This window comes from Acinetobacter pullicarnis, from assembly GCF_006352475.1.
In the GTDB taxonomy this organism is placed as follows: Bacteria; Pseudomonadota; Gammaproteobacteria; order Pseudomonadales; family Moraxellaceae; genus Acinetobacter; species Acinetobacter pullicarnis.
Genome location: NZ_VCMZ01000001.1, coordinates 652,425 through 668,196, shown reverse-complemented (window position 1 = coordinate 668,196; position 15,772 = coordinate 652,425). Strand labels below are relative to the sequence as shown.

Sequence of the window (15,772 nt, the reverse complement as noted above, 5' to 3'; positions counted from 1 at the left end):
ATTCCCACCTTTTAGATATAAAAAATCGATACCTAAGCATCGATTTTTTTAATCAAAAAACTAAACTGCGTTTAGTCTTCGAACATCAGTTCGGCGCTCATACCAACAGTGTTGAAACCAGAATCAACGTACATGATTTCACCAGTGATCCCATTTGCCCATGGTGAGCAGAGGAACAATGCCGCATTACCGACATCTTCAATGGTCACGTTGCGTTTCAGTGGTGAAACTTTTTCGTTTACATCTAACATTTTACGGAATGATTTAATCCCAGAAGCTGCCAAAGTACGGATTGGGCCAGCAGAAATTGCATTTACACGAATACCTTCAGCACCCAAGCTCGACGCCAAATAGCGAACGCTGGCTTCAAGTGAAGCTTTGGCCATACCCATCACGTTATAGTTCGGCATAACACGCTCAGAACCTTGATACGTCAGGGTTAATAAGCAACCTTGGCGTGCAAGTAGCAATGGTTTTGCGGCACGCGCCATCGCGACAAAGCTATACGCGCTGATATCGTGTGCAATACGAAAACCGTCACGATCGGTTACGTCAGTAAAGTCGCCATCTAAAGTATGTGCAGGTGCGAAGCCAATTGAATGAACAACGCCATCTAAGCCATCCCAGTGCTGTGCAAGATCAACAAAAGTTTGTTCAATTTCAGCATCAACTGCAACATCACACGCAAAAACTAAGGTCGAATTAAACTGAGCGGCAAAATCGTCTACACGTTTTTTTAATTTTTCATTCGGGTAAGTAAAGGCAAGCTCTGCCCCTTCACGATGCAACGCTTGTGCAATACCAAAAGCAATTGAAAGTTTACTTGCAACGCCCGCGATGAGGAATCGTTTTCCAGCTAAAAGACCTTGTGCCATATTTTATTTACTCAAATTCGTTTTAAAGCATCATGCCAAGTTTATGCGCATTTCTAAATTGCATAATGCACCTTTTTTCAATTCTTTCGGATTTTCTTTGAAAAACATGAAAATTGTTGCTGCAAAAAAAAATCGCACTCAGAAGAAGCGCGATTTGATCAGCTGTTGCAAATGCCAAGCTTAGTCATCTGAAAGCAAGCTAAGCAAACGTAGGAATGAATAATACATCCATACCAATGTTGCCAATAATGCAATACCACATAACCATTCAAAAGCTTTCGGTGCACGTTGTGCAGCGGCAGTTTCAATCATATCAAAATCTAAAATTAGATTTAAAGATGCAATCACAGCAACAAAAGCCGCGAAGCCAATGCCTAACCAGTTACTTTCAAAAAGAAAAGGGATGCTTGAAGAAAAAGCCAAGCTCATTACAAATTGCACCACAAAAACCAGCGCAATCGCAATCGTTGCAGACATCACGACCGCTTTAAATTTCTCAGTAGCACGAATGATTTTGAATCGGTATAGACCAAACATCACCAACGTTGTCACAAAGGTTGCCAACAGTGCTTGTAAAGGAATACCTGGATATTTCACTTGGAAAATCACCGAAATACCACCTAAAAAAGCACCTTCAAACAACGCATAAGGAATCGCGAGCATACGGGCTGTATTGGGTTTAAACGTCGCAATAAGCGCTAAAATTAAACCACCAATTGCGCCAACCATTGCACCAGCATAAGCCAATGAAATATTCATGGTGAGGAAGCTATATACAAATAAACCGAGTCCAACCACAGCAGCAATTACCGTTAAGAGTACTGATTTTTGAATTGCCCCCTGGACTGTCATCGGTTGACTGATATCACTGTAGGTTTCAACGCGCGTTAAAATTGGATTTTGACTTTGCATAATTTCTCTCAATTAATCATTTAAGAATGTCTAATAAGGTATACATAGTTGTTTTAAAACTGATTGCGGATCATTTTTTTGTTATCACCGAATCCAACACGGATTCGGCTTGAGTATAACGCAAAACTGCCGAACAAAAAGGATGCCAATGTATTACGCGTATTGGCATTAGCCTTTTAGTAATGACGTAGGCTTAGTCATTATTTGTAATAAAGAAATACTGACGATAGTATTTTAATTCTACAATTGAGTCACGAATGTCATCCATCGCCAAGTGCGATGCATTTTTCTTTAAACCATCCATAATTTCTGGGCGCCAGCGCTTTGCCAACTCTTTGACAGAAGAGACATCTAAGTTACGGTAATGGAAAAATTGTTCAAGCTCAGGCATTAAGCGATGCATGAAACGACGATCTTGGCAAATGGAGTTACCGCACATTGGCGATTTTTTTGGATTGACCCATTTTTTTAGAAAATCTAAGGTTTGTTGCTCTGCATCTTGCGCGGTTAATTTACTGCGGCGGACGCGCTCAACCAGACCAGACTGCCCGTGCTGACGTGTATTCCATTCATCCATTGCGTTTAACACAATGCCCGATTGATGAACGGCAAGTACAGGACCTTCAGCCAGAATATTTAGCTGCTCATCGGTCACAATAGTGGCAATTTCAATAATAACATCATTGTCTGTATCTAGCCCCGTCATTTCGAGGTCGATCCAAATTAAACGGGTATCTGGCGTGCTGCTCATAGATCTATAATCTTTATTGGGCTAAAACCAAATATACTAGCAAATTTATAAGATATTCGCTGTAAATACTCGACTGAGCATGCTATTTTTGCGGATATCATCAATGGGGCCATGAGGGCTTAATTAGGATATGAATGGCTTTAATTCGTAAACGACGTCTCACTGAACAGCAGCAACGCCGTATTCAGAAACAGCAAAAAACACGTCAAGAAGACATCGACACGTCAAGTGATCTAGAAGGTTTGGTGGTTCAGCATTATGGGCGCCAACTCGAAGTACAAGCACTTTCTATTCCCGATTCTCCCCCAATACAACCACCCAGTAAAGAGGGTGACGCAGCCTCATTTTGGAAAAATATCGATTTAGGCAGCGTCTGGCGTTGCCATACTCGCACCAATCTCGATCTACTGGTAACAGGTGATCGCGTTAAATGGCAAGCCGACCCAAACACAGGCCTCGGCATTATCACCGCGATTCATCCGCGACGTTCTTTGCTTACCCGTCCTGATCGCTACCATAAAGTTAAACCGGTTGCCGCAAATATCAGTTTGATTGTGATTGTGATTGCACCTTTGCCAGAACCTGCGCCAAGTCTAATCGACCGTTACTTGGTGGCCTGTGCTGATGCGGACATTCCTGCACTGATCTTATTAAATAAAACAGATCTACTGATTGAAAATGATCCTCGACTTGAACTGCTCAATGAATATCAAAGTTTGGGCTATGAAATTATGCAATGTCAGTCTTTGGGTGATTTGTCTGCATTACGACATCGACTTGATACCGAAACCGTGGCCTTTGTGGGTCAATCCGGGGTTGGGAAAAGCTCGATTATTAACAGCATTCTTCCAGATGCTGCGCAAAAGACCAATATCATTTCCGAGAACTCAGCTTTAGGGCAACACACCACCACCTCGACACGCTTAATTGCCTTTGGTGAAAACGGTGCATTGATTGATTCTCCGGGCATCCGTGAGTTTGGTTTATGGCATTTAACCCTAGACAAAATTGACAGTGGATTCCCTGAGATTTCAAACCGTCTTGGGCACTGTCAGTATCGCAACTGCACCCATACGCACGAGAAACAATGTGCTTTAAAACAGGCAGTTGAAAACAAGGAAATTCTACCTAGACGCCTTGAGAGTTATTTACGTTTAGTGGCTGAGATTACTGAGCTGCAACAAAAAAATTAATTTTCTCATGTACATGTCTTGAAGCGGTGATTTTGATCACCATATATATACGTTATACTCTACGCAAATTTTGATTTGGAATAAGGTGACTTGTGGAACGTTGGTTCGAGTTTATGGGGAATCACCCGTTTTTATTTGGTATTTTAGCGGCGCTGATTGTGTTGTTCTTCGTTTTTGAAGGTCAACGTAATGGTCGTAAAATATCTCCACAATCGTTAGGGATCTTGGTTAAAGCAAAAAATGCCATGCTCATCGATTTACGAGATGCCAAAGATTTTCGGGAAGGACATATTAGTGGTAGCCGCAATATTCCATTCAGTCAAATTGCCAATCATGCAGATGAGCTAAAATCTGCAGATCGCCCTTTGGTTTACATCTGTAATCTTGGCCAAGTTGCTGGGAGTGCATTACAGAAAGTTGGTCACTCTGACAGCTATCGTCTCGATGGTGGAATCAGCAACTGGAAAGCCCAAGGCTTACCCCTGATCAAAGCGAAAAAAGCTTAAGGAACCATAGGTATGACCGCAAATATTAAAATATACTCAACCAATTCTTGTCCGTATTGTGTTCGTGCAAAACAATTGTTAGAGCGCAAAGGCATTGCATTTACTGAAGTAAATTTATCAGTTGAAGCACCAGAGGTTCGTCTTGAATTGATGGAAAAAACCAACCATCGCACCGTTCCTCAAATTTTTATTAATGATGACTTTATCGGTGGTTTTGATCAACTTTACGCATTAGAACGTGAAGGCAAACTTGATCAATTGATTTAAACATTACTCTTAGCAATTAAATTTAAGGAATTATAGAATGAGTGAAGAACAACAAGCTCAACTCGCTTTAGAACGTATTTATACTAAAGACTTATCTTTTGAAGTACCTGGGGCAGGCGTATTTACCAAAGAATGGCAACCAGAGCTCAACATCAATTTATCTTCTGCTGCTGAAAAAATTGATGCAACCCACTACGAAGTATCTTTGAAAGTGGTTGTTCAAGCCAACAATGCTGGTGAAACTGCATTTATCGTTGATGCAACACAATCTGGTATTTTCTTGGTTGATGGCGTTGAAGAAGACCGCCTTCCATACATCCTTGGTGCTTACTGCCCAAATATCTTGTTCCCATTCCTACGTGAAGCAGTGAATGATCTTGTGACCAAAGGTAGCTTCCCGCAATTATTGCTTACGCCAATCAACTTTGATGCAGAGTTTGAAGCCAATATGCAACGCGTTCAAGAAGAAGCTGCAGCTGAAGGCCAAGCATAAGACTCCAAACTATTGCAGGCAAAACTGCAACGGTAAAAAAAAGGGACTGATATTAATCAGTCCCTTTTTTTATGCGTTTTTGATGAGACTGGTTTCACTCTGGTGTGTAAACACTTTGTTGCGGAAAGAAGCCTAATCTACAGGTCATTCTCGGTATCAGCTTCAATCATTCTAAAAGTCAGATTAATTCGCGGTGTCAGTCGCTGCTTGGTCGGTGGTAAGCGATGCAGCCAATGCGATTGGGTCGTGCCCTTCATCACCAACAAACTACCATGTGCCAAATTAAAATCTATTTTCTCTTGACTGCGTTTGTGCTTAAAACAAAATTTCCGCTGCGCACCAAAACTCAAGGAGGCAATGGCAGCATGTCGTTTCAGATCCTGCTCCGCATCACTATGCCACGCCATCCCCTCCTCACCACTGTGATAGAGGTTAAGCAAACAGGAATTGTATTTTTCTTGGGTGAGCTGCTCGACGAAGACTTTGAGTTCAAGCAAGACCTCAGTCCATGGCAAAGCCGTTTTGGTGATATTTGAATATGTATAAGAAAATGCCTGATCTGCATACCAAGCCACTTTACGTTTGGTGGTGAGCTGTTTGCCAAAAATCATAGCTTGATCATGCTGCCATGCAATCTGTGTCAGTAAAGCCTGATAATATTCATTCGCAAGCGCATGCTCGATCACTTGCCCAAAATAATTTACGGTTCCATCAAAAGGCAAATAATTGTGCATTGGATCAAAACCCAATAAATCATCAAACAGATCCATACCTTAAATCCTCCATCGACTATACCGCTGTTGCAGGAGTAGGATCAGTTTGTGCCCCTTCCCATGCAATCATGGCTTTTTTACGGGTTTCCCCCCAGCGGTAACCACCGAGGTGTCCTGACGCTTGAATCACGCGATGGCATGGAATCAGAAATGCAATTGGGTTGCGACCAATCGCGGTTCCGACCGCACGTGACGCTTTGGGCTGACCAATCTGCTGAGCAATTTCGCCATAACTGGTCAACTGTCCCATCGGGATTTTAAGTAGGCTTTGCCAAACTTTGAGTTGAAAATCACTGCCTTTTAGATGCAGCTTAATCTGTGATAACTGGTCCCAGTCATGATTAAAAATCGCCAGCGCACTTTGCTGTAACGGATCGACACGTTCGATTAAAACCGCCTGTGGAAACTTCTGTTGTAACGTTTGCACCGCAAGGCCCTGATCATGCTCAAAAGACATCGCACAAATGCCCTGAGTCGTTGATGCCACCAACACGCTTCCAAACAAAGTTTCAGCAAAACAATAGGAAATTTCGAGGTCTAAGCCGCCATTTTTATATTGTGCTGGGGTCATCCCCTCAATTTGAACGAATAAATCGTGCAAACGGCTGGTACTCGATAGTCCAGTATCCAAACTGGTTTGCATCAAACTAAAGCTTTGATCTTGTTTCAATAAGCTTTTAGCATGCTCAATACTGAGATATTGCAGAAATTTCTTGGGGCTGGTGCCCGCCCATTCACTAAACAGTCTTTGAAAATGCGCTGGACTTAAATGAATATGTTCCGCGATCTGATTGAGACTGGGCTGTTCTCGAAAATGTTGTTGCAGATAATCAATTGCTTGTGCAATCCGATCATACTGCTGTTGTGTCTGTCTTTCGCGGCTACTCATCAGCAACAATCTCATCCCGAGGCTTAGTGATTACCTTAACAATTTGTTTGCTTAAATAAAATCCGAATCTTGCGCAGTTGAGTGGCGATATTCGTCCTGAAACAGCAGAAAATAAACTTAAAACGGTGTCCAGTATTTGTTGAGCGCTACATACTGCTTAGCTTTTTCAAGACAATCCCTCCCAACCTCCCTTTTTCAAAGGGAGGAGCGTTGTGTCGCATATACGAGGCTTTGAATTCTCCAAAAAAGTCCCCCTCTTTGGAAAAGATGAGCCATATATGGCGTAAGAGGGGAGATTGGGTATTTCTAAAATTCGAGGAATTTCTTTTTTCTCGTTTCACTATTACACAGTGAAATGCAGAGATAAAAAATCAGTCCGAAGACTGATTTTTTGAAATGAGAGAGCAGCCACGCATTACATCGGGCTTTTCTCTTGCTGCAAGGCATCATGAATCGCTTCAATCAGTTGCTGTGCAATTTCTTGTTTTGATGCTTTTTCAAGATCACGTTTATCCATTTGGTATTTTTGCGCAAAGAACACGGTCATGGCATTTTCATCCGAAGCAAAACCGATATCTGGGCGTGAGACATCATTACAGGCAATCATGTCTAATTTCTTGGCCACCAGTTTTTCAGCAGCATAGACTTCAACATTGCGTGTTTCAGCAGCAAAACCCACCATAAACGGACGTTGTTGTTGCTGTGCAATCGTCGCGACAATATCTGGGTTTTTAATCAATGCAACTGCGAGTTCATCGCCTGCTTTTTTGATTTTATGCTCGGCAACTTCAGCAACACGATAATCGGCTACAGCCGCAGTCGCAATAAACACATCACAGCCAACATCTAACTGTTGCATGCTTTCATCGAGCATTTGACAAGCCGAGCTCACATTAATACGACGTACGCCATTCGGGGTTTCTAAACTAACGGGACCTGCCAACAAGGTGACTTTTGCACCAGCCGCATAGCAAGCTGCGGCAATCGAAAAGCCCATTTTCCCCGTGCTGTGATTTGAGATATAACGTACTGGATCAATGGCTTCTCGGGTTGGCCCTGCGGTAATCACCACGCGTTTTCCAGCCAACAATCCAAATTTTTCCGCAATCGCACGTTCAGCTTGATGAAAATATTGCTTAACTTGTAATGCAATCTCTTCTGGTTCTGGCATACGGCCTAAACCCACATCACCACAGGCTTGTGAACCTGCACTTGGCATAATCACATGCACGCCATCTTCAACCAAAGTATTTAAATTACGTTGGGTTGCTTTGGCGGCCCACATTTGTTGATTCATGGCAGGTGCAACCCAAACAGGGGCTTTGGTTGCCAAATACAAAGTACTGAGTAAATCGTCAGCCAGTCCAGCTGCAAATTTTGCCATACTATCGCAACTTGCAGGTGCGACCAAAACTAAATCAGCCCAACGCGCCAACTCAATGTGTCCCATGCCCGCTTCGGCTTCGGTATCGAGTAATTCAGTATGTACGGGATTGCCAGACAGCGCTTGAAAGGTCAAAGGCGTAATAAAGGCCTGTGCGCCATGCGTCATTACCACGCGTACCTCAAAACCATAATCTTTTAAACGACGAACTAAAATGGCACTTTTATAGGCCGCTATGCCGCCTGTTACAGCAAGAATTATGTTTTTACTAGAAATCACACTAAGGTCAAAACTCACAAGTTACTCACCGTTAAATTGCAGTGGCGCTCACAATAGCATTAAACATTCTGAGTCCCAAGTGGATTTTAACTGCAAAGTTGAAGCTAAGTTACAAAACAAAAATCCAGACCAGCCCCAAGTAAAATGATCTAAGCTGATCATTTTATAATAAAAATACTCCTTATTTTCTCTACACTTCCACCCTTCTCGTTACAATCTGTAGAGCAATCCACTATTGATATTGACAAGTGTTCGGGAACTAGCGAAGATCAACTTAAAATTAATGATTAGATTCACATGATTGTTCGTGAACAAAACGATACTTTAAAAACTTTATTGTCATGGCGCGGTACCATTTTACCTAAGATCCTGCCACCACTCGGTGTGGTGATGCTGATCTCTGCAATTGTGGGTGGGATTGAATATACCAATCTCTATCGCTTTCCCGAACTTCCTCTAGTTGGCTTCACCTTAATTGGTGTGGTGCTCTCGATTTTTCTCGGCTTTAAAAACTCGGCCTGCTACGACCGTTGGTGGGAAGCACGCAAACTTTGGGGTGGACTAATTGCTGTGGCCAGACACTTTGACCGTGACTGTCGCATCTTGCCGCAAGGTCGTCGTGAACGTGTAATTCAGCATGTGATTGTATTTGCAAATGTATTGCGCGATCGTTTGCGCCATCAAACCATTAGCCCAGATGTATTGACCCAAACCAGCGGCATGTCGCCACAAGCCCTCACCCAGCTGTATCAACAAGCCAATGCACCGCAATACACACTTAGCTTGATTCAATGGGAACTGATGCAAGCCTTAAAGCAAGGTGAAATTTCAGACATTATTTACACCCAAATGAACCAATATGTGACCGAACTAAGCTTGGTACAAACAGGTTGTGACCGTATTGCGACAACGCCACTGCCTTTTGCCTATTCCGTATTATTAAACCGCACCGTTTATTTTTTCTGTTTTATGTTGCCGTTTAGTTTAGGTTCACTTTTGGGTTTGGCCACACCGCTGTTGGTCGGTATTTTGGCCTATACCTTTTTAGGCCTCGATGCACTGAGCTCTGAGATAGAAGAACCGTTTGGTACTCAAAGCAATGACTTGCCTTTAGATTCAATGGTGAGAACCATTGAGATTGAACTGCTCAGCACTTTGGGTAAACCGACACCACCACCGATTTTGGCCCAAGACCAAAATTTACTTTAAAGAAATGGTGTTAAACGAAGCTTTCCCAAATACCAACTTGGCCTTCCTTCACTTGTGGAACATTCCCCAAGTGAATCCAAGGCATATGATCGCCATGAAAGTCACTGCCGATCGACACTTTTAATTGATGTAGCGTAACCATGCGATCAATCATTTGCCGTGTTCCTGCTGGCTCAGCACGTTGTGGCAGTTCTACCGCATCACCGCCCTGCTGGGCAAACAATTCAACTAAATAACGAATATTGGTTGCCGACAGGCCATAACGAGTCGGGTGCGCCAATACGGCAAAGCCCTGACTGGCATGAATCACATCAATTGTTTCAGCTAAGCCAATGCCCTCAAATTTGACATAGGCTTTTTTGCCTTCTTTTAAATAGGCATCAAAGGCTTGTTGCGCACGTTTAACCACACCGTGCTCAACCAAAGTTTGTGCAATATGGGTTCGAGTAATCCGGTCAGCGATACCATCAACTTTAGCAACCACATCGGCATAAAGGTCTAGCCCTGTGCACGATTGCAGTAATTGACAAATTTCAATCGCACGGGCAGCACGGGTTTTTTGTTGTTGTCGCAACACCTGTTGTAAAGGCTCTGGATCTTGCATATTTAAAGCGATGATATGCACACCATACGTTTTTTTGGTTGATGGTCGCGACCATTGGCTGGAAATTTCCACCCCTGAAATAATTTTTATTGGAAATTCTGCAGCTGTTTTTTCAGCCAGACTCAAACCGTCCATGCTGTCATGATCCGTTAAAGCCAAGGTATGTATACCTTTTTCAACAGCTGCACGCACCAACATTTCTGGGCTATGACTTCCATCTGAGATATTACTGTGTGTATGTAAATCGACACCATTCATGGTTTGTATTATGCTACGCCATCACTCTTATGACCGTAATGTAGCATGAAAGCGCTATTCGATTATCTACCGATTATTATTTTCTTTTACTTTTACAAAACCACTGATCCAAAGGACAACACACATCCTTTGCTTGAGTTGGTCGGTAGTACTGGAAACCTAGATCAAAATCACATCTTGGTCGCCACCTGTGCACTGCTTATTTCGACGCTGGTGGTTTATGGCGTGTTGTTCTTTGCACAGAAATTTAGATTAGAAAAGATGCAATGGTTCATTGTCATCATGTCTGTTGTATTTGGTGGAATCACCCTTATTTTCAGTGATGTTACCTACATCAAACTTAAAGCAGTCATTATCAATATTGGAATCGGCCTAGGCTTCTTATTAACCCCGCTGTTTAATAAAGAACGCACACCGATTATTAAAAAGCTATTGGGTTCGATGCTTGAACTCAGCCCCCAAGGTTGGCATCGTCTCAACTGGGCATGGTGTGGTCAATTCTTCTTGCTCGCGGCCTTGCACGGTTTCTTTGGCTTCTTATATATGAATGGCAAATACTGGGGCGAATTCACTGCCTTTGGCGACATTATTGTCTCCTTAACATATCTTGCTGTTATACTCTTTTGTCTTCGCAAGCACTTTAAAAATACTGACTAAATACGGACGATGAGTTAAGCACATGCCCTTGTTTCTGATTACGTGTACCGACCATGAAAACTCACTCGAAAAACGCCTTGCAGTGCGACCAAAACACTTAGAACGTCTACAGGCACTTGATGCACAAGGACGTTTAATTGTTGCGGGCGCGATGCCAAAACAACACGGCAACCCTCAAGCCGGTTTTGATGGCAGCACACTGATTGTTGACTTTGATAGCCGCGAAGAACTGGATGCATGGCTGGCTTTAGAACCATTCTGGTTAGAAGGCGTCTACGCACAGATTGATGTGAAACCATTTAACAAAGCATTTCCTCAAGGATAATTTTATGCAGGCTTTTGTTAAAAGTTTCGCACTCATCACCTGCCTAAGCACCAGTGCTTGGGCTGTATCTCCGCAGACAACAACAGTCGTGGCAGCAACGGCGACCACAACCGCAGCAACCAATCCAGCACCACCCAGTACCGTGGTTGAGCCAGCTCAGCCATTAACAGCAGAACAAATTGCCAAAGAAAAACTGCTCCAAGAAGCCAAAGTTAAGGCGATGGTCAAAGACCAAAGCTCACGCTTAGCACAACTCGAAAAAGCCAATTTAGATGCTTTAGCACAAAACCAAGAGTTGCAACTCAAAAGCGACAATCTGGCCGTGCAAGTCCAAGTGCTACAAAGTGAAAGTAGTGCACAGATGTTTTTATACGGCGCTGCAACGCTTGCAGTAGGCGTATTATTGGGCTTTTTAATTGCCAGTTATATTTATACCAAACGTCGTCGTCAGTGGTAAATTGACGCCGACCCCGTTTTAAGGTCATTGACTTGTGTCACAACGTATCATCACCGCAGATTTAGATTGGCAATGTATTGATGGCATTGATGTTCCTATTTCCAAACAGTTTGGTGATGTGTACTTCTCCAAAGACAATGGTCTACTCGAATCACGCCATGTATTTTTAGCCGGCAATGATTTGGCAGCGCGTTTTGCCGCACTACCCGATTATGGCTATTTTTCAGTGGCTGAAACTGGTTTTGGCACAGGCCTCAATATTTTGGCCCTATGGCAGTTGTGGCAACAACATCGTCCAGACAATCACAGTCATTTACATGCCATCAGTGTTGAAAAATATCCCCTGACCCATGCGGATTTAACCCGTGCCTTGGCCGCTTGGCCTGAACTTGCACCTTTGGCCGAACAACTTTTAGCAAACTATCCCCGACCACTGGCGGGCTGCCATCGTCTTTACTTTGCCACAGAACGCTTTTCGCTTGATCTCTGGTTCGGCGATGCCCAAACCATTTTCTCCAATATGCATGCAACCAAAGCAATTGATGCTTGGTTTTTAGATGGCTTTGCGCCTGCTTGTAATCCGGATATGTGGCAAGAACACGTGCTAGATGCCATTGTCTCGCATTCGGCTGAAGGTACGACCTTTGCATCCTTTAGTGTGGCTGGAATTTTAAAACGTGGCTTAAGCAAACATGGTATTACCATTACCCGACCACGTGGTTTTGGTCATAAACGCGAAATGCTCAAAGCCTTTTGGCCAACAAATGCCGATACTGAGACCCAGATAGCGCCTTTGACAACCGTCGTATCCCAACCTGCACATAGCCCTGAACAGATCACAGGTCAACGTCAGATTGCCGTGATTGGTGCAGGTATTGCCGGACTCAGTTGTGCATGGGCTTTGGCACAACGTGGTCATCAAGTACAGATTTTTGATCGAATTGCACCATTAAGCGGTGCTTCGGGCAATCCCTTGGCCTTACTCAATCCGCTGTTTTCTCAGATTGAAAGCAGTACTGAGCAGCTGATGACAGCAGCATGGCAATATGCCATGCCCTATTATGTACAGTTCACAGCTTTTCAAGCACTGAGCATTGATCAAATTCCACAACGACATGCGGAAGCCTATCTTGCCCTTGCTGATCAATATCCTGTAGGGCTGTTACAACATCAAAGCCCAGATCAACTTGCACTCGATACCACATTTGACAGTTTGAAATTGACCCAAGCTGGCACTGTGCGCCCGCATGAATTGTGTGCACAGATCTTGGCACATCCCAATATTAAGTTTGACGTTGCCGCAATCGATTCGATTCGGCAGTGGCAACAACAACATCAACATCAATCAGCTGAACAATATTCTGAAAATAATCAGCCCAAAAATGATCAGGCCAAAAAATACCAGCTTAAATTGAAAAGCACCGCAGATCATGCGACCTCACTGTATCCCCAACAATTTGATCATGTGGTGCTGTGCTGTGCATCTGCCAGTCAACAGCTCATTGAGAAGCATCCACCACTGCGCTCCATTCGTGGACAGGTTAGTTGGCTCAATAACCAAATGGCTCCGCTTTCACCAAAGCAAGCCTACAGTTATGGCGGTTATTGTATGCAACTTGATGCTGAGCATTTAATTTTAGGTGCCAGTTTTCATCCGGATTGTGAGGATACTCAGGTCACGCTCGCTGACCATGTGCATAACTATGAACTTATCCACAATACATTTCCAAACTATGCACAACAGCTCGCCCTAATCGACACATGGCAAGGCCGTGCTTCTATTCGTGCACAAAGTTTAGACTATTTACCTTTGCTGGGAAAAGTTGCCTTAGATACTGAAATCTATACTTTTTCAGGACTCGGCTCCAGAGGTTTCTTATACGCCCCCTTATGCAGTGAATTACTGGCAGCATTGATGTTGGCGGAACATTCTCCAGTGTCACAACCGCTGTTCAACAAACTCAATGTGCAACGTTTTATTAAACAACCCCGTATCAAAAAACCTTATTATCAAGGGCCCTATGCCCAGCAAAAACCACCAACAACTTAATCGTCAGTCGGTCACCGCAGCATAAGTGCAAAATATTTAGATCTTTCTATTTAACGATGGATATTGAATCCATTTTTTTAATCCCAATGTAAGCAGAGTCTTGTATGCTCCAGCGCGATGATCAGCAATAGCGCCCAACGCTTGCTTGAGTAGATTAATAACGCAACTGCTTATTTCTACGTAAAAAAGTAACTTAACTGGCTTTCAGCGTTGAAATCGACGAAAATACTCTCTTTTTAAAGCACTCATCAGCGAACTGTTTTTCGCCACGATTTGGATACTGTATGAAGTTTGAAAAACTCGCTCAGTCGGGCCGTGCTCGACGTGGTCGTTTAACCTTAGAACACGGTGTAGTTGAAACACCTATTTTTATGCCTGTCGGTACCTATGGTACGGTCAAAGGCATGTTGCCACGTGATCTTGAAGAAATTAAAGCGCAAATTATTTTAGGCAATACCTTTCACCTCTATTTGCGTCCGGGGCTTGAGGTCATTAAAGAGCACGGTGGTTTACACGGGTTTATGAAATGGGATAAGCCTATTTTGACGGACTCAGGTGGCTTCCAAGTGTTCAGCCTAGGTGCGATGCGTAAAATCAAAGAAGAAGGCGTCACTTTCCGTTCTCCTATTGATGGTTCAAAAGTATTTTTGTCACCTGAGATTTCAATGGAAATTCAACAGGTGCTCAATTCTGACATCGTGATGATTTTTGATGAATGCACGCCCTATCCAGCGACGCATACTGAAGCACAAAGCTCATTACAACTGTCTTTACGCTGGGCGAAACGCTGCAAGACCGCGCATGAAGAAAATGCCAATCCCAATGCCTTATTTGGCATTATTCAAGGTGGGATGTACGAAGATTTGCGTGGCGAATCTTTAAAAGGCTTACTTGATATCGGCTTTGATGGTTATGCCATTGGCGGTCTCTCTGTCGGTGAACCGAAAGAAGAAATGCTGAAAGTCTTGGATTATCTCCCTGTTCAAATGCCGGAAGATAAACCTCGCTACTTGATGGGCGTCGGTAAACCTGAAGATATCGTCGAAGCAGTACGTCGCGGTGTCGATATGTTTGACTGTGTGATGCCTACTCGAAATGCGCGTAACGGCCATTATTTTGTGACTGATGGCTTGGTGCGTATTCGTAATAGTCAATATCGTCATGATCAAGGTCCACTTGATCCACATTGTGATTGCTATACCTGTACCAATTTCAGCCGTGCCTATTTATTCCACTTAGAAAAATGTGGCGAAATGTTGGCATCAATGTTGGGTACCATTCACAATTTACGTTATTACCAACGCTTTACCCAAGATATTCGCGATGCCTTAGATAATGGGACTTTCGATGACTTTGTGACTGATTTTTATCAGCGTCGTGGTTTAGAAGTCCCACCTTGTCCAGAAGATTGAGCCTTCCACAATTGCGCTCACCGCACAGACAAGGTAAATTGCAAAACAAATTAATTTAAATGTCATCTTGTATGACACCCATGATTTAACTTTAGGAAATGACAATGAGCTTATTTATTACTGCTGCACATGCTGATGTCGCTGGCGCTGCACAAGGTCCAGGTATGATGGCAAACTTATTGATGATTGCTGTATTTATTGCAATTTTCTACTTCCTCATCTGGCGTCCACAAGCAAAACGTTCAAAAGAGCATCGTACTCTGGTTGAAAGTTTAGGCGTTGGCAGTGAGGTTGTTTTTGCTGGTGGTCTCATGGGTCGCATTACTAAACTTGAAGGTGATTTCGCTGTAATTGAGTTAAGTCGTGGAAATGAAGTTAAAATTCAACGCGCTAGCGTAATTTCGGTGTTACCTGAAGGTACCCTGAACAACCTTTAATCATAAAAATAGTCGTGTGAGAGCACGACTTTTTCATTTTA

At 43.2% G+C, this 15,772-nt stretch carries 18 protein-coding genes; 11 read left to right on the top strand and 7 right to left on the bottom strand.

Annotated features, from left to right (window positions below):
- Positions 1–71 precede the first annotated feature (71 nt).
- From FD716_RS02840 to orn, 3 genes are all read right to left on the bottom strand, one after another.
- A complete protein-coding gene (locus FD716_RS02840; protein WP_139850859.1) occupies positions 72–875 on the bottom strand; it encodes an enoyl-ACP reductase FabI in 804 nt (267 codons plus the stop codon).
- 180 nt (positions 876–1,055) lie between these two features.
- Positions 1,056–1,787 carry a Bax inhibitor-1/YccA family protein gene (locus tag FD716_RS02835; RefSeq protein WP_139850858.1) on the bottom strand — a complete coding sequence of 244 codons (732 nt, stop codon included), beginning with the start codon at positions 1,785–1,787 and terminating at the stop codon, positions 1,056–1,058.
- A 193-nt stretch (positions 1,788–1,980) separates the two neighbouring features.
- Complete coding sequence (gene orn, locus FD716_RS02830; protein ID WP_139850857.1) at positions 1,981–2,538, bottom strand: oligoribonuclease; 558 nt, start codon at positions 2,536–2,538, stop codon at positions 1,981–1,983.
- A 134-nt stretch (positions 2,539–2,672) separates the two neighbouring features.
- Between orn and rsgA the strand changes: the two genes are divergently transcribed.
- The 4 genes from rsgA to secB all read left to right on the top strand — a co-directional run bounded on the left by rsgA (position 2,673) and on the right by secB (position 4,997).
- A complete protein-coding gene (gene rsgA / locus FD716_RS02825; RefSeq protein ID WP_139850856.1) occupies positions 2,673–3,731 on the top strand; it encodes a ribosome small subunit-dependent GTPase A in 1,059 nt (352 codons plus the stop codon).
- Between the two features lie 92 nt (positions 3,732–3,823).
- Positions 3,824–4,237, top strand: a complete 414-nt coding sequence (locus FD716_RS02820; protein WP_139850855.1) for a rhodanese-like domain-containing protein — start codon at positions 3,824–3,826, stop codon at positions 4,235–4,237.
- 12 nt (positions 4,238–4,249) lie between these two features.
- On the top strand, positions 4,250–4,504 hold the full coding sequence (gene grxC, locus FD716_RS02815) for a glutaredoxin 3 (protein ID WP_139850854.1): 255 nt from the start codon (positions 4,250–4,252) through the stop codon (positions 4,502–4,504).
- Between the two features lie 37 nt (positions 4,505–4,541).
- On the top strand, positions 4,542–4,997 hold the full coding sequence (gene secB / locus FD716_RS02810; protein WP_139850853.1) for a protein-export chaperone SecB: 456 nt from the start codon (positions 4,542–4,544) through the stop codon (positions 4,995–4,997).
- Positions 4,998–5,134: 137 nt separating this feature from the next.
- On the opposite strand, the gene FD716_RS02805 is transcribed toward secB, so the two are convergent.
- The 3 genes from FD716_RS02805 to coaBC all read right to left on the bottom strand — a co-directional run bounded on the left by FD716_RS02805 (position 5,135) and on the right by coaBC (position 8,340).
- Positions 5,135–5,767 (bottom strand): alpha-ketoglutarate-dependent dioxygenase AlkB family protein, encoded by a 633-nt coding sequence (locus tag FD716_RS02805; protein ID WP_139850852.1) that lies wholly within the window; start codon positions 5,765–5,767, stop codon positions 5,135–5,137.
- Positions 5,768–5,786: 19 nt separating this feature from the next.
- On the bottom strand, positions 5,787–6,659 hold the full coding sequence (locus tag FD716_RS02800) for a bifunctional transcriptional activator/DNA repair enzyme AdaA (protein ID WP_139850851.1): 873 nt from the start codon (positions 6,657–6,659) through the stop codon (positions 5,787–5,789).
- 415 nt (positions 6,660–7,074) lie between these two features.
- Positions 7,075–8,340 (bottom strand): bifunctional phosphopantothenoylcysteine decarboxylase/phosphopantothenate--cysteine ligase CoaBC, encoded by a 1,266-nt coding sequence (gene coaBC / locus FD716_RS02795; protein ID WP_139850850.1) that lies wholly within the window; start codon positions 8,338–8,340, stop codon positions 7,075–7,077.
- A 279-nt stretch (positions 8,341–8,619) separates the two neighbouring features.
- On the opposite strand from coaBC, the gene FD716_RS02790 reads away from it, so the two are divergent.
- On the top strand, positions 8,620–9,531 hold the full coding sequence (locus FD716_RS02790) for a bestrophin family protein (protein ID WP_139850849.1): 912 nt from the start codon (positions 8,620–8,622) through the stop codon (positions 9,529–9,531).
- 10 nt (positions 9,532–9,541) lie between these two features.
- Here the strand turns inward: FD716_RS02790 and FD716_RS02785 are convergent, their stop codons facing one another.
- Positions 9,542–10,393 (bottom strand): PHP domain-containing protein, encoded by an 852-nt coding sequence (locus tag FD716_RS02785; RefSeq protein ID WP_139850848.1) that lies wholly within the window; start codon positions 10,391–10,393, stop codon positions 9,542–9,544.
- Positions 10,394–10,438: 45 nt separating this feature from the next.
- On the opposite strand from FD716_RS02785, the gene FD716_RS02780 reads away from it, so the two are divergent.
- From FD716_RS02780 to yajC, 6 genes are all read left to right on the top strand, one after another.
- A complete protein-coding gene (locus FD716_RS02780; protein WP_139850847.1) occupies positions 10,439–11,050 on the top strand; it encodes an inner membrane-spanning protein YciB in 612 nt (203 codons plus the stop codon).
- A gap of 22 nt (positions 11,051–11,072) precedes the next feature.
- On the top strand, positions 11,073–11,375 hold the full coding sequence (locus FD716_RS02775) for a YciI family protein (protein WP_139850846.1): 303 nt from the start codon (positions 11,073–11,075) through the stop codon (positions 11,373–11,375).
- A 4-nt stretch (positions 11,376–11,379) separates the two neighbouring features.
- Positions 11,380–11,832 carry a hypothetical protein gene (locus tag FD716_RS02770; RefSeq protein WP_139850845.1) on the top strand — a complete coding sequence of 151 codons (453 nt, stop codon included), beginning with the start codon at positions 11,380–11,382 and terminating at the stop codon, positions 11,830–11,832.
- A 34-nt stretch (positions 11,833–11,866) separates the two neighbouring features.
- A complete protein-coding gene (gene mnmC, locus FD716_RS02765) occupies positions 11,867–13,882 on the top strand; it encodes an FAD-dependent 5-carboxymethylaminomethyl-2-thiouridine(34) oxidoreductase MnmC (RefSeq protein ID WP_139850844.1) in 2,016 nt (671 codons plus the stop codon).
- Between the two features lie 284 nt (positions 13,883–14,166).
- Positions 14,167–15,294 (top strand): tRNA guanosine(34) transglycosylase Tgt, encoded by a 1,128-nt coding sequence (gene tgt / locus FD716_RS02760; RefSeq protein WP_139850843.1) that lies wholly within the window; start codon positions 14,167–14,169, stop codon positions 15,292–15,294.
- A 104-nt stretch (positions 15,295–15,398) separates the two neighbouring features.
- Positions 15,399–15,731, top strand: a complete 333-nt coding sequence (gene yajC, locus FD716_RS02755; protein WP_139850842.1) for a preprotein translocase subunit YajC — start codon at positions 15,399–15,401, stop codon at positions 15,729–15,731.
- Positions 15,732–15,772: the final 41 nt, after the last annotated feature.